Raw genomic sequence first — 18,610 nt, 5'->3', positions numbered from 1 at the left:
CTACAGTTACTTTGCGCGGTCCGGAGGAGACCGCCTGTTCTCGGGAGGAATGGCTGTGGAGCTCGTGCGCCGGCCGTACACGCACCTCCTACTCCCGCATGCCGCGCTGGACGATCCGCAGCGGGCGCTGTTCCAGGTGGCGCTCCGCCCGGCCGGCTGGGTCACGGACCCAGCCGAGAACTCGACGATGGCGCTGCGCTGGACCCGCGGTCACGCGGCGCTGCGGCTGCAGACCCTCGGCTGGTTCCCGTTGCTGGTGACCGTCGGACCGATCGGGAAGCCATCCCCTGTGCACAGGGACGCTGCAGCGCGGCTGACCGCCGCGGTGCTGGCAGGAGGCGGCAGGAGCTTCAGCGACAAGCAGTTGGTGGAGTACTTACCGCAGGCGCAGCTCCGTTGGCAGCGGGCGTTGCTGGAGCGTCAGCGGTTGTCCACAGCCGAGCGCATGCTCCAGGCCCGTCGATGCTCGTACTGCGGGGCATGGTCGGACCCGCCCGCGACACACTGCGCCGGCTGCCGGCGTCGGTTCACCGCGGCGGACGATGCCGAGCGGGAGGCGACGGTCGACCGCGCGACCGCCACCATCGACGAGGCGGAGACGACGCTGGCCGAGCTGGCGCGCGGCGTGGTGCTGGAGCGGTTGGGCGGTGGGAGCGGTGGCTGAGGTCGTTGCGACGCGTGAGGCCGAGCAGTGGGGCTGGGAGTATCGCGGTCGAGAGGTCGTGGTCGTCGAGCAACCGGCCCCCGTCGTCCCCGCCGTACCGCCGCCGTCGGTGCTCGCGGGTCTCGAGGCCAAGCGCACCACGGCTGAGCGTCTCCGTCCGGTGCTGACCTGGGTACTGGTCGGAGCTGTTGTGGCGACTGTTGTGGTCGCTGCCGTCGTGCAGTGGCTGCTGGCGCTGGTGCCCGCCGCTGTGGCGCTCGGCCTCGCCTGGTTGTGCTGGGGTTGGCCGGACATGCTGAGGCGGTCGACCGTCAAGGAACACCAGCTCTGGCTGGCGAGCTGCGTCAGCACGATGTTCACTTTCGAGCGGGACGTGCAGGCCTGGCAGGAGGATCTGCGCGAGCGAGAGCGGATCAGGTCGCTCGAGATCGACGCAGTACGGCCATGGGTTCCGGTCGGCCCGGTGACGAAGGAGCGGGTCGACCTGTACGGCGGTACTGCGGCCGGCTGGCGTGCTGTGCTGCTGGCGATGGGCACCTCGCTCATGAGCGCCGGTGGACGGCTGGTGGTTCTCGACCTCACGCAGGGCTCCGTGGTCGAGCCGCTGCAGCGCCTGGCCGAGGAGCACGGCGCACCGATCCGAGCGTCCGTAGTACCGGAGCACTCGGTGAACCCGCTGGCGGGTCTGAGTGCGGACGACATCGGTGTGGTGGTGGCTGAAGGCCTACGGGCAGCCGAGCCCGAGCAGAGCGAGTCGCGCGGTGTTGACGCGACTCTGGTTCAACAGGTTGCCCAGTGCCTGACTGACGCACCTGTCACCTTCACGAGGCTCAGCCTTGCGTTTCAGGTGTTGCTGCGGCAGCTGACACCGGACCAGCGTGGTGCGCTGACGCGGTCCGAGTACGCGACGCTGACCGACCTCCTCAGCGAGTCGGCCCGACGGTCGGCGGAGGCGCGGCTGTTCCGGCTGGCGGCCGGTGTACAGCGACTGGCTGCGGTGACCGGTGACGAGCCGATGGACGGCTGGGACGGCGAGGACGTCTCCTTGCGTGTCTTCGAACTGTCGCACCGGGAGTCCGAGCTGACCGCCGGGTTGTTGAGGCATCTGCTGTTCCAGATCGCCATGGTCCGGATCCAGCGCGGCCAGTTGTCCGGACGCGGCGAGCGGATCGTGGTGATCGCGGGAGCGGACGCCCTCGCGCGGCCGGACCTGGAGCGCTTCGACAGCATCTGCCGGCGGAACGGTCTGCGTCTGGTCCTGTTGTTCGCGCACCTGCGGGACAGCGCGGTCGAGGTCCTCGGCGGCGGGGATGCCGTACTGTTCATGCGCCTCGGAAACGCGAAGGAGGCCGAGCAGGCGGCGACGTTCATCGGGCGGCAGCACCGGTTGGTGGCGAGTCAGTTCACGTACTCACATGGGACGAACACATCGACCTCCACCTCCGACAGCACCACCCGCGGCAACAGCGCGTCGACGAGCGACTCGGTCGGCGTACAGACGTCGGACAGCCGGCAGGCCACGTTCGGGTTGCTGTTCAGCCGGCGGCACCGATCGGGGTCGAAGAGCTCCGGTGAGCAGTACTCCTCCTCGACCACCGGCGGTACGTCGTGGTCCGAGTCGACGTCGACGTCCGCATCGAGCGGGACGACGGAGAGTACGTCGATCGGGTACCAGCGCACATACGAGTACTCGATGGAACCGACCGTACTGCAGGGGTTGTCGCCGACCGCGTTCGTGATGGTCGACCCGCTCGATCCGGCGAGTCCGCGGCTGGGCGACTGCGATCCGCGGCTGGGACCGCCGTGATCGCCGTGGACTGCAACCGGCGGCGGGGTGCGACGTGATCCCGGAGTGGCGGATCACCGAGGTGCCGCTCGCCGGCGGCCCGGATGCGGACGCGGCCGACCGATTGACCGCTTTGCGGCGGGGACTGCTGCCCGCACTGACCCTGCGCGCTGCCGCGGGCCGGCCGTTCGGGTTCTGCTGGACACGTACAACCGCCGGCGGCCCGATCGAGGTACGCGGCGACGTGTACCCGCCGGGTACCCAGGTAGTGCCGGCCGATCCTGTGGACTTCCCTTGCTGGGTGAGCATCGGCGGTGTGCACGACGTACTCACGGCCTTGCCCGAAGCCGAGGTCGAGCCGGTCGGCGTGCTCGAGGATCTGGTGGACACTCTGCCGCCGTTCGCCTGGCTCGTCGAGGCGGTTCCGGTGCTCGAGCGTGGCGAGTTGCTGGACGACCTGCACCTGCAGATGACGATCGGGCTGGACCGGGAGAAGATCTCGGGGCGTGACGCGCTCGAACTGGAACGCAACCGGGCGCGGTACCGGGACTTCTCCGCGGCACAGGGCGGCCTGTGGACGGTACGAGTCCGCGCCGGGGCCGCCGACGAGGCGACGGCTCGGGTGGTCGCGCAGACCTTGTCAGGTACGGCCGACTTGCACGCCACGCCCTACGCACTGACCGTCCAGCCTGCGTCGGCGGATGGCTCTCCTACGGCCGGCTCCGCGGCGCTCAGCTTTGTGGCGACAGGGGAGTTCCTGGCGGCGGTGGCGCGGCCGCCTGTGCGGGAGATTGCCGGCGTACGTGCGGTCGAGCAGGTGCGGTTCGATCTGATGCCGGAGACGCCGGTGGACGGCATCCCGCTGGGCGACGTCATCGACACGGCAGGGCGGGTCGTGGGCCCGATGACGGTGTCGCGGGAAACGCTCAACCGGCACGCGTTCGTTGCCGGAGCAACCGGTTCGGGCAAGTCGCAGACGATCCGGCACCTGCTGGAGGGCTTCAGCGCGGCCGCCGTACCGTGGCTGGTGATCGAACCGGCGAAGGCGGAGTACGCCGGAATGGCCGGGCGCCTCGGCTCCGACGCGTCGGTCGCGGTCATCCGCCTCGGCGACCCGGACGCCGTACCGCTCAGCCTCAACCCGCTCGAACCCGAGGCCGGCTTCCCGCTTCAGACCCACCTGGATCTCGTGCGTGCGTTGTTCCTGGCCGCGTTCGAGGCCCACGAACCGTTTCCGCAGGTCCTGAGCCAGGCGCTCACCCGGTGCTACACGTCGTACGGCTGGGACCTGGTGATGAGTTCGGGTGCCACGCAGTATCCAACCCTGGCCGACCTGCATCGAACAGCGCGTCAAGTAGTTGACGACATCGGGTACGGCGCCGAACTGGCCGCCGATGTACGCGGCTTCGTCGACGTCCGCCTCACCTCACTCCTCCTGGGCACGCCCGGTCGCTTCCTCGGCGCCGGTCATCCGCTCGACGTCGGCGACCTTCTCAGCCGCAACGTGGTACTCGAACTGGAAGACGTCGGCGACGACCAGGACAAGGCGTTCTGCATGGGCGTCGTCCTGATCCGCCTGATCGAGCACCTCCGGGTCCACCGCACCGCGGCACCCGGCCTCCGGCACGTAACGGTTGTGGAAGAAGCCCACCGCTTGCTCAAGGCAACCACCGAACCCAACCACGCCGTCGAACTGTTCGCCGGCCTCCTCGCCGAGATCCGAGCCTACGGCGAAGGAATCGTCGTAGCCGAACAGATCCCCAGCAAGGTCATCCCCGACGTCGTAAAGAACTCCGCCCTCAAACTCCTCCACCGCCTCCCCGCCGCCGACGACCGCGAAACCGTCGGCGCCTCCATGAACCTCACCACTCCTCAATCCCGAGCGGTAGTCTCCCTCCCACCCGGCCAGGCCACCACCTTCACCGACGGCATGGACCGCCCCGTCCTCCTGAAGATCCCCAACGGCGAAAACCGAGAACGACGTGCCGCCGCACCCCCGACCGTAGGTCTGACGGGACGGCGGACCGCTGCCTGTGTGGAGACATGCTGGGCAGTGCCTTGCACGCTTCGAAACATAGGTGACGCGAACGCCGTACTGGCTGACAATCCCCGGCTCACACTGTTTGTGGAGTTCCTGACGATTGCGCACGTTGCAGGCTTGGGGCGGCCGGTGCTGTGCTCGGAGGTGCTGCCCAGCGGGTTGCCTGAACGGATTCGCGAGTGTGCGGTCGCGGAAGCCGTCACCCGATCGGTTGCCGCGCGTGCACCGCTGATCAGCGGCGACTACGAGCCATGGCGCTTGACCGAACACTTGGCGAAGACCGTCAACCGGGCACTGGTCGGCGGCGCGGCGGCATGTCCGATGACGTCCGAGGTCCGCTGGCAGGCCGGCCGATACCGCTTTGCCGATGTCGCCGAAGCCTTGAACGGGTGGCGCGGGCCGTCGGACCAGCAGCACCCGATGACCGCGGCGTGGCGGAACCGGGGGCTGACGCTCACCGGGACCACGATCGATGAACAGTTGCGGAGCTACATGTCTCGTCCGGGCAGCCGCCTACCAGCGAGCGCGCTGCTCTGGGGCGACGGTCGGCTGGCCACCGTGATCGCCGAACTCTCCGGCGCCGCAGACACCACCGGTCAGCTTGTCGAATCCGCTCGCTTCCTTCGCGTGCCGAACAGTTGGCATCAGCATGTGTTCCGCCTAGCAGCCACGACGGACGAGCAACGCCGTGGCTGAACTGCATCGCGAGGGCCGAAGCCTGGACGATCGCCCCGAAGACCAGCCTCCGGGGACGGAGTCGACGCCCGACCGCCCTCCTGCCACGGTCGCCGACGACACGATCACGCGACTGCGGTACACGTCGGACACCGAGAACCGAGCTGACCCGAAGCCGGCGATCACGGCTGAAGATCGCAGGCAGGATGACCGCCCGGCTGCGAAGCAGGTGCTCCGCGAGGAGCGAACTGAGCCGGCGCGTCCAGCGGTGACAGAGCATGAGCGAGTTGAAGGTGTAGAACGGGCGGAAACCGCCCCCGAGGCTCGGGTTGAGCCGAAGCCACAGGCTGTGACCGAAGGGCGCAGGCTGGATGATCGGCCGGTGGTCGAGACCGTTCGCGCGGTTCGGGATGCGCTCGACGAGCGGCATCCGGACGTGTCGCGAGTTGTCGAGCGACTGGTTGCCGACAAGGAGCATCCGCTGGATGTGGTCGGCAGCCTGAACAGCGCCAAACGGCGGCCGAAGGCCCTGTTCACGATCAGCGAGCTCGCCGACGAGCGGCTGCTGGCGAATCGTGACCTCGACGACTTCAACGTCGACAACCCGGGACGTGGGCCGCTGTTCGAGCCAGTCCGGCAGGAGGTCAACCATCAAGCCGACGGCCGGTCCCGGAAGGCGGAATATGTTGCCCATTGCAAGGATGTGGACGCGGCACGTTCGGTCGGAGCGAGGCCTTCGGCCGAGGAGCGCCTGCTGGTTCAGGACTACGGTCGCCGGCTCGTCGACGATGTCGTACCGCAAGTGGGGCGCGAGGTCGGTGAGCTCGCCCGTGAGGTGGACGGTCGCCGAAGCATCCGAGCCAAGGATGCCGACGGTCTGCATGACAAGGTCGAGCGGATGTCGAGAGGATCCGAGGGACGGCCCGGCCGACCCGACTACCAGATCGGTGACGTGATCGATGCCGTCGGAGCACGGATCACGGTGGCGGACACCGAACACCTCGAGCGCCTGCTGTCGACCATCGACGAGCGTTTCGGTTCAGGGGACGGCGGCCGGATCCTCGAACTGGAGAACATGTACGCGGGCCCGAAGCCACACAACCCGGCGTACCGCGTCATCCCGCTGATCGTCGCGGTCGAGGTGAACAAGACGCCGTACACGTTCGAGCTGCAACTGTGTACCTGGCGCGCCTCGATCGCGTCGGATCTCGAGCACAACACTGTCTACAAGCCGTACATCCGCCCGACCGAGGCTGAGCAGGACAAGGTACGGCGAATGCAGGCCGAGGCGGCGGCCCTGGACCAGGAAGAGACAAGGAGCAGATGGCATGACTGACGCGGACAACCTGTGGGTCGGCATCGGGTTTGTGCAGGTCGACGGCGATCTCAAGGCAGCGTTCGTTGTGGATGCTCGTAGGTACGCCGACGACGCGGCTGCGCGGGTGGTGATCAGTGAGGCCGGGGCACTGCTGCGGGAGCGCGAACTGGCTGGTCAGTTCGAGTTCCACGACCTCGACGCCGACGAGCCGGTGCCGTACGAGCTGCCCAACTGGGACGAGTACCGGAAGCACGTGCTGCATGGCTGATATGCGCGTGTTTGCCGGGTGGGATGGATGGCCCGCCGCAGAAGAGGACTTGAACGGGCGTCTTCCGCGGGCGGTGCTTGCGGAGTTGGAAGTGGCGTTCGAGGGGGCGCTTGAGTGGCATGGGGGGCAAGTGCGGCCTGCCGGAGAGGCTTACTGGGAGCACTTGTTGCAGGTGGTGGATGTGTTGGTGAGCGGGCTTGGCGTGACGGATGTGGATCTGTTGCGGGCCGGGTTGTTGCATGACGTGGTGGAGGACACCGACGGCACGTTGGAGGAGGTGGCGGCGCGGTTCGGGGAACGGACGGCAGAGTTGGTGGGCGCTGTCACGATCGGACCCGAAGGGCGTACGGCGTACCTCGGCAGGCTGGCGGGCGCGTCGAGGGACGTATTGCTGCTGAAGTTGTCGGATCGGTACAGCAACGTGCAGCGATTGCACACGCACCCGCGGGTTGCAAAGCAGCGGTCGTACTACGCAGAGACCGTCGAGCGGTTCGTTCCGATGGCGGTCGTGGACAACCGGTTGAAGGAGTTGTACGCCGCCTGGGCCGCGGCATACTCCTACCTCGACGGTCCGGTGGACACGCTGGAAGCTGCGGATCAGTTGGCGGCTGCGGTGCATCGCGAGCAGGTCGACAAGAGCGGCGAGCCGTATGTACTGCACGTTCGTGGCGCCGCTGAGATCGCGCGCCGAGATGGTGCGGACGAGTATCAGCAGATGGCGGCGCTGCTGCACGACTCGGTCGAGGACACCAGTTGCACTCTGACTCAGCTGACGGATCTGGGCGTCCCGCCACCGGTGGTCGAGATGGTCGACGCGCTCACCCGGCGACCCGGCGAACACCACGACGACTACCTGGCCCGCCTCGTCCGCACTCCAGGCGCCGTGCCGGTGAAGCGTGCCGACATCGAGCACAACAGCAGCCCTGCACGGCGGAGCCGGCTCGACGCGGAGACGCAGGAGCGGCTGCGGAAGAAGTACGCCCATGCGCTCGAAGTGCTTGATCGGTGACGAGGCGTGATGGGCGTGGTCGGGGGTGGACCGGCGCGGGTAGGTTGAGGGTCATGGACGAACGTGTGCTGGTCACCGGGGCTTCCGGGTTCATCGGGCGGGCCGTGGTGGCGGCTCTGCGGGAGCGGGGCGTGCTGGTGACCGCGGTCGATCGGGAGCCGCCGGACTCGTCGTGGGACGACGGGGTGCACGTGGTGACGGGGGATCTTGCGGAGCAGGAGACCTGTGTGGCGGCGTTCGAGACGCGGCCCACGAGCGTGGTGCATCTGGCGGCGTTGACCTCGGTGTTGCGGTCGGTGGATGCGCCGATGCAGACCTTCGCGCAGAACGTGACGATCACTCAGGTGCTGCTGGAGTTGGCGCGCGGGAGCGGGGTGGATCGGTTCGTGCTCGCCTCCACCAACGCCGTGGTGGGCAATGTCGGTACGTCGACGATCACCGCGGACCTGCCGCTCCGGCCGCTGACGCCGTACGGCGCGACCAAGGCCGCGTGCGAGATGCTGCTGTCGGCGTACTCCGGGAGCTACGGGATGGCGACGGCTGCCCTGCGGTTCACGAACGTGTACGGGCCGGGGATGTCGCACAAGGACAGCTTCGTGCCGCGGATGATGCGAGCCGCGCTGGGCGGGACCGGCGTACGGGTGTACGGCGACGGCAAGCAGCGGCGCGACCTGGTGTTCATCGACGACGTGGTGAGCGGCGTGCTGCTCGCGCTCGACAGTTCGTACGACGGGCGCGCGATCATCGGGTCCGGCCGTTCGGTGTCGGTGCTGGAGATGATCGAGACCGTGCGCGCGGTGACCGGTTGCCCGGTGCCGGCCGAACACATCGAGGCGCCCGCGGGTGAGATGCCTGCGGTCGTCGTTGATATCACCAACGATCTCGGGTATCAGCCGACAGTTTCCCTGGAAGAGGGTTTGGCTCGGACGTGGCAGTACTTCAAGCAGCAGTGAGGAAGCACTGGCTGCTCCTCGTCTTCCTCATACTCGGCCTTGTCCTGCGGGTGCTCGCGACCGTCGCCTACACGCCGGCGATCGTCTACACGGACTCCGTGCAGTACCTCACCAACATGGGCAAGCTGAGCCCCGACCAGCTGAACCCGATCGGCTACGACTTCGTCCTCGGCCCACTGGTCTGGCTGGGCGGTCTCAAGCTCGTCGTCATCGTCCAGCACCTGGTGGGTCTCGGCCTGGGCGTCGCGATCTACGCCCTGGCCCGCCGGCTGACCGTCTACCGCTGGCTGTCCGCGGTGGCCGCCGCGCCGATCCTGCTCGACGCCTACCAGGTGCAGATCGAGCAGAACATCATGGCCGAGACCACGTTCGACGTGATCCTGGTAGCGATCCTCTGGCTCCTGCTGGCGAAGGGTGTACCGGGCTGGCGGCGCGCGGCCGTCGTCGGTGTACTGATCGGCGCCGCCTTCGCGGTCCGTGCGATCGGCATGGTGCTGCTGATCGCCGTGGTGCTCTACCTGATCATCGCCTCGCGTAGACACGGCAGGGACCTGGTACGCCGTACCGGTGCCGCCGTCGCCGGGTTCGCGATCGTCTTCGCGGCGTACGGCGGGTACTACCGGATCGACACCGGCCGCTGGGGCTTCACCGGCGCCGAGAACCAGATTCTGTACGGGCGGACCGCCACGGTCGCGAACTGCGACAAGCTCCCGCTCGACGAGGGCACGCGCCTGTTCTGTCCGAAGGAGCCGCTCGGCCAGCGCCTGGGCGTGGACAAGTACGCGCACAACCACTACGGCGACCCGAACTGGCCGGGCCCGCTGCCTCCCGGCACGACGAAACGCCAGCTGGCGACCGAGTTCGCGCATCTGGTCATCACGCACCAGCCGCTGGACGTGACCTGGGCCGCGCTGAAGGACTTCGCGAAGGGCTTCGCGCCGACGAGGACCAGCTCGCCCAACGACGTACCGCTGGACCGCTGGCAGTTCCAGCTGACCTACCCGAACCTCAAGGACCCCAACACTGCCAAGGCCGCGGTGAAATGGGGAGGGTCCGAGCCACACGTCTCACATGTGCCTGCGGTCGTTCTTCGCGCGTACCAGCTCCACGGTGGCTACACGTCCGGCACCCTCCTCGGGCTGTGCGCGCTGATCGCTCTTGCCGCCGCAGCTGGTCTGGGGCGTGCCAAGACGTCAGGGCTGCGCGCCGCGGCGCTACTGCCCGCGGCAGCCGGGCTGATCCTGCTACTCGGCTCAGCAGCCTTCGAGTTCTCCTGGCGCTACCAACTGCCCGGGCTGATCTTCTTCCCGCTGGCCGGTGTCATAGGCCTGAGGGCGATCCTCGGCAAGGACCAGGCACGCCCAGCGATGGCCGACTACCCGGACGCCGTCGACTCGGCAGCTGCGAAGGGCTTCAACTACACGAATGCCCCCGTCGTAGTAGTCATCGCGGCCTACAACGAGGCTGGCGGCATCGCTCCGGTGCTCCAGAACATGCCCAAGACGTGCGCAGGCATGCCGGTCGACGTCCTGGTCGTCGTCGACGGCGCCACCGACGACACCGCCGAGATCGCCCGTGCTCATGGAGCACACGTCTGCGTTGCCCCGGTCAACCGCGGCCAGGGCGCGGCACTGCGCCTCGGATACCACCTGGCCTTCGAAGGCGGAGCGCGGTACGTCGTCACTACCGACGCCGACGGCCAGTACGACAACGACGAGTTGACGACTCTGCTGACTCCGATCCTCGAAGACAAGGCCGATTTCGTCACCGGGTCCCGCCGTCTCGGTGCCGAGGACGCGGACAGCCGGCTGCGCTGGGTCGGCGTCCGGGTGTTCGCCGTACTCGCGTCGATCCTGACCCGGAAGCAGCTGACCGACACGTCGTTCGGGTTCCGCGCGATGCGGGCCGAGCTCGCGACCGCGGTGACGTTGCGCGAACCGCAGTACCAGTCGTCCGAGCTGCTGCTGGGTGCGCTCGCGCTTGGCGCCCGGGTGGTCGAGCTGCCGATGACGATGCGCCGCCGCGGCGACGGGAGCAGCAAGAAGGGGCCGGGGCTCGTGTACGGCGCGAACTACGGCCGGGTGATGACGACTACCTGGCTACGGGAGTATGTGCGTCGGCGTCGGCGGCGGCAGGCTTGGCGAACACCAGCCGATCGAACAGCGCGAACTTCGCGATGAACAGCACCCCGTAGGTACCGAGGTACGAACCGGTCACCAGCACCGTCTTCCACGCATGGGAATCGATCGGCTGCACCGCGTGATCGGTCAGCGAGGTGACCAGCGCGGCGATGACCGCGGACCCGACCACGATGATTGTGTACGGCAACTTCTGGCCGCTGCGGCCCCAGGTGTAGTGCCGGTTCAGCAGGTAGTTCGGGATCGCGCCCGTCAGCCAGGCGACCAGGTTCGCGACCAGGGCCGGCGTACCGAACCAGTAACACAGCGCGAACGCCACCTGGCTGACCACGGTGGCGAACACGGAGGATGCCGAGTACTTCGCCCACAGCAACAATCTGCCGCGGTCGGCCCGGAGCTTGGTGAGAGCGCGCATCGGGGCCTATTCTGCACCTCCGCACCAGTTCGCGGCAGGCGGCGGAGAATTCTCAGGCTATTGCCAGCCAATATGTCTTGCTGGTCACGTTAGTGGAGCGGGTACTCGGGATATGAAGGATCCTGACGAAGAATCCTGACGGAAGGCGGCCGAACCGTGCGCGTACTGGTCCTGGGCGGTGACGGCTACCTGGGGTGGCCGACGGCGCTGCACCTCTCCGACCGCGGCCATGACACGGCCGTGCTCGACAACATGGCCCGCCGTGGGTACGACCGCGAGCTGGGCGTCCAGAGTCTGGTCCCGATCGAGGATCTCGAGTCCCGGGTGCAGGCCTGGAAGGAGGTCTCCGGCAAGACCGTCCCGGCGTACGTCGGCGACCTGCTCGACGCGGACTTCGTGTACCGGGTGCTGCAGGAGTTCGCACCGGACGCGATCGTGCACTTCGCCGAGCAGCGCGCCGCGCCGTACTCGATGATCGATCGCGAACACGCTGTGTACACGCAGCACAACAACGTGGTCGGCACGCTGAACCTGATGTACGCGATCGCCGAGATCAACCCCGACATCCATCTGGTGAAGCTCGGCACGATGGGTGAGTACGGGACGCCGAACATCGACATCGAGGAAGGTTGGCTGGAGGTCGAGCACAACGGCCGCAAGGACCGGATGCTCTACCCGAAGAAGCCGGGCTCCTTCTACCACCTGAGCAAGGTGCACGACTCGCACAACCTGGAGTTCGGCTGCCGGATCTGGGGCATGCGCGTTACCGACCTCAACCAGGGCGTCGTGTACGGGCAGCAAACCGACCAGACCGTGCAGGACGCGCGGCTGGCGACCCGGTTCGACTACGACGCCGTGTTCGGCACCGTGCTCAACCGGTTCTGCATCCAGGCCGTCCTCGGTGAGCCGCTGACGGTGTACGGCGCCGGCGGTCAGACCCGCGGCTTCCTGGACATCCGGGACACCGTCGAGTGCATCCGGCTCGCTGTGGAGAACCCTGCCGACGCCGGCGAGTTCCGGGTCTTCAACCAGATGACCGAGAGCTACTCGGTGGCGCAGCTCGCCGAGCTGGTCGCGGAGTGCTTCCCCGGCCCGGTCCAGGTCGAGCACCTGGAGAACCCGCGCGTCGAGCAGGCGGAGCACTACTACAACGTGAAGCACACGGGCCTGGTCGGCTTGGGCCTCCAGCCGCACCTACTGTCGGAGACCCTGATCGAGTCGATGTTCGACATCGTCTCCGCCAACAAGGACCGCGTCGACCCGGCCGCCCTGCTGCCCACGGTTCGCTGGAAGGGTCCACTCAAGCAGTAGACCTCGCGCGGAGCCCACCCGTCAGCGGTGGGCGCCGACGAGGATCGTCGGGATCGCGGCCAGGAAGTGGTCCCGGCGCGCCCTGGCGGCTTGTTCGGCCAGCCAGGTGTCGGCGTCTTCCTTGGTGATCAGCGCCTGGTCGACGGCCGCCGCGGCCGCTGCTTTCAGCTGCGGCGCCAGCTGCTTGTGGTCGGTGACGACCTCGGTGTGTACGACGACCTCGACGTCGGAGAACTTCGCGTCGAGGAGGACCTCGCGGAGGGTTCGCGTCGCGCGCGGCGACACGGTGTGCGATTCGAGGCCGAGGCGGATCACGTCGGTCAGGTCCTGGTCGGAGCTGGTGATCATCACGAAGCCGTAGTCCTGCCCGCCGACCACGATCCGCCCGCCGGGTCGCAGTACCCGGTGCGCCTCGGCGATCGTCGGGCGCGGATCCTCGAGCAGGTGGAACAGGCGCATCGCGCGGTACCCGTCCATCGACCCGTCCGCGAGCGGCAGGTCGTCGGAATGTGCCACGTGAAACATTGCCCCGGGCGCGCGCTGCCGGGCCGCCTCGACCGCGTCCGGATCGATGTCGATGCCGGTCACCTTCAGGCCCTTGCGGGCCAGTTCGGCGACCGCGTGGCCCGCCCCGCAGGCGACATCCACGCAGGTCGCACCGCGTTTCAGCGCCAGCATCCGGTACGACGCAGCGCGCAGCTCGGCCGCCCCGGGCCGCTCCTCGCTCCGCTCCAGAAAGCTCATAGGTCCACGCTGCAACTTCAGGTGGACCTTAAGTCAATCCATCGACACCTTGTCGAACGTGGTGGTGGTGTAGCGGACGTCGAGATCGACCTCGTCGCCGACCGCCGGCGGGGCCACCGCGGACGGCAGGAACAGCATGCTGGCCTGCATGTGCGGCGGTTCCGCGAACCAGCGCTGCTTGCCCTCGATGCTGAACGGCGACAACGCCATCCCGGCGGCGTCCAGGCCGCCCTTGGCCATCGCGATCGCGCGCTGCCGTACGGTCGCCGCGCCGGTCGGGGCCTCCAGGCCGACGCCGTGTGCCGTACCGCCGGAGACGACCAGGATGTGCCCGTCGCCGCTCACCCGGCGCTGGCGGTAGCCGACGCGCTCACCACGCCGTACCGAATGCACGTCGAGCACGGTCGCCTTCACCGAGAGCGCTCCGCGGTCGCCGAGCCACAGGCCGGTACCCATTCGGAGCTTCACGTCGTCACCGATGTCGGCCAGCTTCTGCGCCGGTACGTGCGACACCCACAACGTCTTCTTCCGTACGTCGAGGGCCGCCTTGGCCAGCTGCTGCGCCTCGCGGAGGTTCGCCGACGTACCGCCGGCACCCATCGGGAAGTGCAGCGACCAGCCCTCGAACCGGATCCGGTCGAGCGCGTTGAGCAGCATCGTGTGCCGCAGTTCGCGGGCGCCGATGCCGTGCCGGCGCATCGAGGTCATCACCTCGATCAGCACCCGGCTGCCGGCCGGGATCGAGACCAGGTCGGCCAGCCGGCTGACCGTGTGGATCACGTTCTGGCTCTGCGGCATCTCCAGGAACGGCCGCCACGGCGACAGCACCACGACGTCCTCGCGCGGCTCCGCGGGGACCTCGAAGTACGTGCCGACCGCGATCGTCCGGGCGCCGAGCGCGCGGGCCTCCGCGAACAGCCGGTGGTTGCCGAACCCGTACCCGTTGCCCTTGGCGACCGGGACGATGTCGGGGTTCCACGTGGAACGCAGGTGTTCGCGCCATCGATCGGAATCGACGTGCAGGACTAGGGGCATGGTGTCAACGCCGTCTCATGTAGAGGTCGAATGCGGTGTAGAGCGCCTTGTTCAACGGCAGATCCCACTCACCGACGTACTCGACGGCCTCGCCACCGGTACCGGTCTTGAACTGGATCAACCCGACATGCGGGTCGTTCGGGTCCAAGGTGTCGGTGATGCCCCGTAGGTCGTACACGGACGCACCCGCCGCGAGTGCGTCCGTCATCATGCGCCACTGGATCGCGTTCGATCCGCGCACGTCCCGCTTGGCGGTCGAGCTGGCACCGTAGGAGTACCAGGAGTGACCGCCGACCCGGACCCAGATCGTCGACGCGACCAGGTCGCCCTCGTGGTGGGCGTTGTAGATCCGGAAGTCACAGCAATCGGCCGGCTGGTTCGCCATCGCGTCGTACATCTTCTCGAAGTACGGCAGCGGGCGTGGGGTGAAGTGGTCGCGCTCGGCGGTCTCGACGTACAGCCCGTGGAACGCCTTGATGTCCTCGGGCCCGCCCTGCGTCACCTCGACGCCGGCCTTGGCGGCCTTCTTGATGTTGCGCCGCCACAGCTGGTTCATGCCCTTCAGCAGGTCGTCCTCGGTGCGGCCGGCCAGCGGCACCTGGAAGACGTACTGCGGCTGCCCGGCCGCGAAGCCCTCGGCGATCCGCGGCGGCTTCCAGCCGAGCTTGCGGAGCTGGTCGCCGAGCCTGGCACCGGACGGCTCGATCACGTCCGGACGGACGTCACCGAGCCGCGGCTGCTGGCCGCCGGCGATGGCGTCCTTGATCGTCTGAGCGCTCCACCGACGGGTCGCCACGGGCGGACCCATCCGGATGCCGAACGCGCCGCGCTCGGCCAGGTGTTCGGCCAGCGGGCGCAGGTAGCTGCCGGGGTCGATCGCGTCCCAGTCGATCACCGGACCTTCCGGCAGGTACGCGAGGTAGCGCTTCACCTTCGGCATCTGCCGGTAGAGCACCAGGCCGACGCCGACCAGCTCGCCCGGCGTGCCCGGTTCGTACCAGCCGAGTGACTCCGCCTTCCACTCGCTCTTCACCGCGGCCCAACCAGGCGTCTGCAGGAAGCTCGCCGCCGGTTGCGCCGCGATGTACGCGGCGTGCTCGTCGGTGGAGATGGTCCGAATGCTCAAGTCACTCACGGTGGGTCAGGCTACCGGCCCGGCTCACGGATCCGTAGCCGAGCGGGTGCTGTGATCAAACGCGGTAGGTTCTTCGGGTGGGAGGGGAGATGACCGGACGTCCGCTGCGCGCCGACGCCCAGCGCAATCGCGAGCAGGTTCTGGCGGCCGCGGCGCTGGCGTTCTCGCGGTGCGGGCTGGAGGCGACGCTGGAGGGCATCGCCAAGGACGCCGGTGTCGGCATCGGGACGCTCTACCGGCACTTCCCGACGCGCGAGCTGCTGATCGAGGCAGCGTACCGCAGTGAGCTCGCCGCCGTCTGCGACGCTGCGCCGGAGCTGCTCGCCAAGCTGCCTCCGCTCGAGGCGCTCCGGGCGTGGATGGACCGGTACGTCGACTACATGACCCGCAAGCTCGGCATGGCCGATGCGCTGCGCGCCGTGATCGCGTCCGGCGCGAACCCGTACGCGCAGAGCTTCGAACTGCTGACCGGCGCGATCCGGCCGCTGTTGGCGGCGGCCGTCGAGGCCGGGGAGATCCGCCCCGACACCTCCGCCGACGACCTGCTCGCCGGTCTCTGCGGAGTCGCGCTCGCGACCGGCTCCAAGCGCGAACAGGCCGACCGCCTGCTCAACCTCCTGCTCGACGGACTCCGGTACGGCGCATGAAGGTCGCGTTGGTGACCGGGTCGACCTCTGGGATCGGGGAGGCGACGGTACGTCGACTCGCCGCGGACGGGATGACCGTCGCGGTGCACTCGCGCTCGACCCGCTCGGCCGGCGACAAGCTGGCCGCGGAGCTCGGCGGGTCGTACCACCAGGCCGACCTCTCCGACGACACGGCCGCGGCCGCGTTGGTACCGGAGGTCCTGGCCGAGCACGGGCGGCTCGACGTACTCGTGAACAACGCCGGTATCAGCTGGCCAGTGCCGCACGCCGACCTGGATGCGCTGACCGCGTCCGACTGGCGGCAGCTGCTCGACGTGAACCTGGTCGCGCCGTGGCTCCTGTGTACGGCGGCCCTACCGGCGCTCCGCGAGGCCGGCGGATGCATCGTGAACGTAACCAGCCACGCGGGCGTCCGGCCGAAGGGCAGCTCGATCGCGTACGCCGCCTCGAAGGCCGCGCTGAACCACGTCACCAAGCTGCTCGCCGCTGCCCTCGGGCCGGACGTCCGCGTCAACGCGGTCGCGCCCGGGCTCGTCGACACGCCGCTGACCGAATCGTGGACGGACGCGCAGAAGCTGTGGAAAACCTCGAGCCCGATGCGCCGCGCCGCCCAACCTGTGGATGTCGCAGACCTGATCTCCGCAGTTGTCCACAACTCCTACCTGACCGGTGAAGTCATCCTGTTGGACGGCGGCCTCAACCTGCGCTGATTCTGTCGATGCCTGCTTCTACGATCGCGGGATGTCTTTGGGTCGGGACTTCCGTCGGTTGTGGTTGGCGTTCACAGTCAGTGCGTTCGGATCGGCGGTCGGACTCGGCGCGTTGCCGTTGGTCGCGGTGCTCGCACTGGACTCGACGACCTTCCAGGTCTCGTTGCTGGCGGCGTTGTCCGCGCTGGCGGGCGCGGCGCTCGCGTTGCCGATGGGCGACTTCATCGAGCAGCGGCACAAGCGGCCGGTGATGATCGCGTCGGACCTGATCCGGTTCGTCGCGCTCGCGTCGGTGCCGGTCGCGGCCGCGTTCGGTGGGCTGACCTACGTGCACCTGTGCGTCGCCGGCGTGCTGCAGGCGGCGGGGACGATCGCGTTCCAGGCCGCGAGCGGTGCGCATCTGAAGGCGCTCGTCCCGGCGGCGGGGCGGGCCGAGGCGAACAGCCGGTTCGAGCAGACGAACTGGGTCTCGCTGAGCATCGGCCCGGCGGTCGGCGGTGCGCTCGTCAGTCTCGTCGGAGCGACCGTCACGCTCGCGGTCGACGCCGTCTCGTTCCTCGGGTCCGCGCTCGGCATCCGGCGGATCCAGCAGCCCGAGCCGGAGCCGGTGAAGCGCGAGGGCAAACGCGACATCACCGCCGGCTGGCGGTACATCCTGCGGCATCGCGGCCTGCGGATCCTGTTCTGGAACTCGCAGCTCTTCGGCGGTCCGGTGATGATGACCTCGCCGCTGCTGACCGTGTTCATGCTGCGCGACCTCGGGCTCGCGCCCTGGAGCTACGGCGTGATGCTCGGCGTCTCCTGCATCGGCGGCGTCGCCGGGGCCCGGATGGCGCCGCGGCTGACCGAGCGGCACGGGCTGCCGTGGATGCTGCGCGTGTTCGGCGTACTGCGGGCTCCGTGGTTGTTGCTGTTTCCGCTGGCGCCGCACGGTTGGGGCGGTTTCGTGCTGATCACCGCTGCGGAGACGGCGCTGCTCGTCGGCGCGGGCGCGTTCAACCCGTCGTTTGCGACGTACCGGATGGAGGTCACCGAGGACGGCTTCATGGCGCGCGTCGTGGGGTCGTGGTCGATCAGCTCCCGCTGCGTACAGCCGGCCTTCATGGCACTAGGCGGCGTACTGGCCACGGTGGTCGGGATGCGCGGCGCACTGTGGGTCGCGGGGATTTGCTGCACGTTGAGCGCCGTACTGCTTCCGTGGAAGGCGGCTAGACCAGCCGCATTGCCTGAGCCAGCCTGACGACCGGGCCCATGACTCCACCGGGCTGGCCGTCGAGGTAGTCGGCGGCTGCAGCTGGTGGAAGTGTGAGCACCTCGGTGATCTGTTCGCCGTCCGCAGGGTTGCTCGGCGGCTGCTCGATGACGACGTCCGCGACGTAGTTCGCCCAGTACGACACCGGGTGCGGAAGATGCGGACGGTACGGCTCCGGGCGGCGGTGGTCGGCGCGGTGCGCGCCGAGCCACGTCAGCGGACCGGCCAGGCACGCGCCCGCTTCCTCAAGGAGCTCGCGCCGGACCAGTTGCTCGATTGTCTCGCCGGGCTCGCGGGTCCCGCCGGGGAGGAAACGCCAGCCGAGATCGTTGGCGCAGACAACGACTCCGTCGGCGGTCCGGCAGACCACGTGCGCGTTGCTGATCAGCTCGTCCGGCGGTTCCTCGACGGTGAAGCGCACGTCCAGGTCGCCCCACTCCCAGTAGCCGGGCGCGAACAGCTCGGGGAACTGATCGGCCCAGGGCTGCATAGCCTCATTCTGCGCTACC

General features: G+C 68.5%; 17 protein-coding genes. 12 read left to right on the top strand and 5 right to left on the bottom strand.

Annotation, left to right across the window (positions count from 1 at the left end; genetic code table 11):
* Positions 1–55: 55 nt before the first annotated feature.
* The 8 genes from FB475_RS15170 (at position 56) to FB475_RS15135 (ending at position 10,894) form a co-directional block, all read left to right on the top strand.
* Complete coding sequence (locus FB475_RS15170; RefSeq protein WP_141856514.1) at positions 56–664, top strand: hypothetical protein; 609 nt, start codon at positions 56–58, stop codon at positions 662–664.
* Positions 657–2,471: a hypothetical protein gene (locus FB475_RS15165; RefSeq protein ID WP_141856512.1), complete on the top strand. Its 1,815-nt coding sequence runs from the start codon at positions 657–659 to the stop codon at positions 2,469–2,471. The genes FB475_RS15170 and FB475_RS15165 overlap by 8 nt, the downstream gene beginning before the upstream one ends.
* 34 nt (positions 2,472–2,505) lie before the next feature.
* Entirely contained in the window at positions 2,506–5,187 is a 2,682-nt protein-coding gene (locus FB475_RS15160; RefSeq protein WP_141856510.1) for an ATP-binding protein, read from the top strand.
* 361 nt (positions 5,188–5,548) lie between these two features.
* Entirely contained in the window at positions 5,549–6,502 is a 954-nt protein-coding gene (locus FB475_RS15155) for a nucleotidyltransferase family protein (protein WP_141856508.1), read from the top strand.
* Positions 6,495–6,752 (top strand): hypothetical protein, encoded by a 258-nt coding sequence (locus FB475_RS15150; RefSeq protein WP_141856506.1) that lies wholly within the window; start codon positions 6,495–6,497, stop codon positions 6,750–6,752. The genes FB475_RS15155 and FB475_RS15150 overlap by 8 nt, the downstream gene beginning before the upstream one ends.
* Positions 6,745–7,761: an HD domain-containing protein gene (locus FB475_RS15145; protein WP_141856504.1), complete on the top strand. Its 1,017-nt coding sequence runs from the start codon at positions 6,745–6,747 to the stop codon at positions 7,759–7,761. The genes FB475_RS15150 and FB475_RS15145 overlap by 8 nt, the downstream gene beginning before the upstream one ends.
* Positions 7,762–7,814: 53 nt before the next feature.
* The gene (locus FB475_RS15140) at positions 7,815–8,714 is read left to right on the top strand and encodes an NAD-dependent epimerase/dehydratase family protein (protein ID WP_185759259.1); all 900 of its coding nucleotides are present in this window, start codon (positions 7,815–7,817) and stop codon (positions 8,712–8,714) included.
* Positions 8,711–10,894: a glycosyltransferase gene (locus tag FB475_RS15135; RefSeq protein ID WP_238332158.1), complete on the top strand. Its 2,184-nt coding sequence runs from the start codon at positions 8,711–8,713 to the stop codon at positions 10,892–10,894. Before FB475_RS15140 ends, FB475_RS15135 begins: the two co-directional genes overlap by 4 nt.
* On the opposite strand, the gene FB475_RS15130 is transcribed toward FB475_RS15135, so the two are convergent.
* Complete coding sequence (locus FB475_RS15130) at positions 10,806–11,267, bottom strand: GtrA family protein (RefSeq protein ID WP_141856499.1); 462 nt, start codon at positions 11,265–11,267, stop codon at positions 10,806–10,808. The two genes, FB475_RS15135 and FB475_RS15130, sit on opposite strands and share 89 nt — an antisense overlap.
* A 156-nt stretch (positions 11,268–11,423) precedes the next feature.
* Here FB475_RS15130 and FB475_RS15125 point away from each other — a divergent pair, with 156 nt between their 5' ends.
* On the top strand, positions 11,424–12,578 hold the full coding sequence (locus FB475_RS15125) for an NAD-dependent epimerase/dehydratase family protein (RefSeq protein WP_141856497.1): 1,155 nt from the start codon (positions 11,424–11,426) through the stop codon (positions 12,576–12,578).
* Positions 12,579–12,599: 21 nt separating this feature from the next.
* On the opposite strand, the gene FB475_RS15120 is transcribed toward FB475_RS15125, so the two are convergent.
* Genes FB475_RS15120 through FB475_RS15110 form a run of 3 tightly spaced genes read right to left on the bottom strand, consistent with a single transcriptional unit; the run spans position 12,600 to position 15,492 of the window.
* Positions 12,600–13,322 carry a methyltransferase domain-containing protein gene (locus FB475_RS15120; protein ID WP_141856495.1) on the bottom strand — a complete coding sequence of 241 codons (723 nt, stop codon included), beginning with the start codon at positions 13,320–13,322 and terminating at the stop codon, positions 12,600–12,602.
* 33 nt (positions 13,323–13,355) lie between these two features.
* The gene (locus FB475_RS15115; RefSeq protein WP_141856492.1) at positions 13,356–14,357 is read right to left on the bottom strand and encodes an alanine racemase; all 1,002 of its coding nucleotides are present in this window, start codon (positions 14,355–14,357) and stop codon (positions 13,356–13,358) included.
* Positions 14,358–14,361: 4 nt separating this feature from the next.
* Positions 14,362–15,492, bottom strand: a complete 1,131-nt coding sequence (locus FB475_RS15110) for a lipid II:glycine glycyltransferase FemX (RefSeq protein ID WP_141856490.1) — start codon at positions 15,490–15,492, stop codon at positions 14,362–14,364.
* Positions 15,493–15,581: 89 nt separating this feature from the next.
* Between FB475_RS15110 and FB475_RS15105 the strand changes: the two genes are divergently transcribed.
* The 3 genes from FB475_RS15105 to FB475_RS15095 are packed head-to-tail and all read left to right on the top strand — an operon-like array spanning position 15,582 to position 18,089.
* Positions 15,582–16,139, top strand: a complete 558-nt coding sequence (locus tag FB475_RS15105; protein ID WP_141856488.1) for a TetR/AcrR family transcriptional regulator — start codon at positions 15,582–15,584, stop codon at positions 16,137–16,139.
* Positions 16,136–16,849, top strand: coding sequence for an SDR family NAD(P)-dependent oxidoreductase (locus tag FB475_RS15100; RefSeq protein ID WP_141856486.1), 714 nt, complete (start codon positions 16,136–16,138; stop codon positions 16,847–16,849). Before FB475_RS15105 ends, FB475_RS15100 begins: the two co-directional genes overlap by 4 nt.
* Positions 16,850–16,880: 31 nt before the next feature.
* Entirely contained in the window at positions 16,881–18,089 is a 1,209-nt protein-coding gene (locus tag FB475_RS15095; protein ID WP_141856485.1) for an MFS transporter, read from the top strand.
* Here FB475_RS15095 and FB475_RS15090 read toward each other — a convergent pair.
* The gene (locus FB475_RS15090; protein ID WP_141856483.1) at positions 18,058–18,591 is read right to left on the bottom strand and encodes an NUDIX domain-containing protein; all 534 of its coding nucleotides are present in this window, start codon (positions 18,589–18,591) and stop codon (positions 18,058–18,060) included. The two genes, FB475_RS15095 and FB475_RS15090, sit on opposite strands and share 32 nt — an antisense overlap.
* Positions 18,592–18,610 lie beyond the last annotated feature (19 nt).

Origin of the sequence: Kribbella jejuensis, from assembly GCF_006715085.1 — a bacterium.
Lineage (GTDB): Bacteria > Actinomycetota > Actinomycetes > Propionibacteriales > Kribbellaceae > Kribbella > Kribbella jejuensis.
This window is presented reverse-complemented; position numbering and strand designations above follow the sequence as displayed.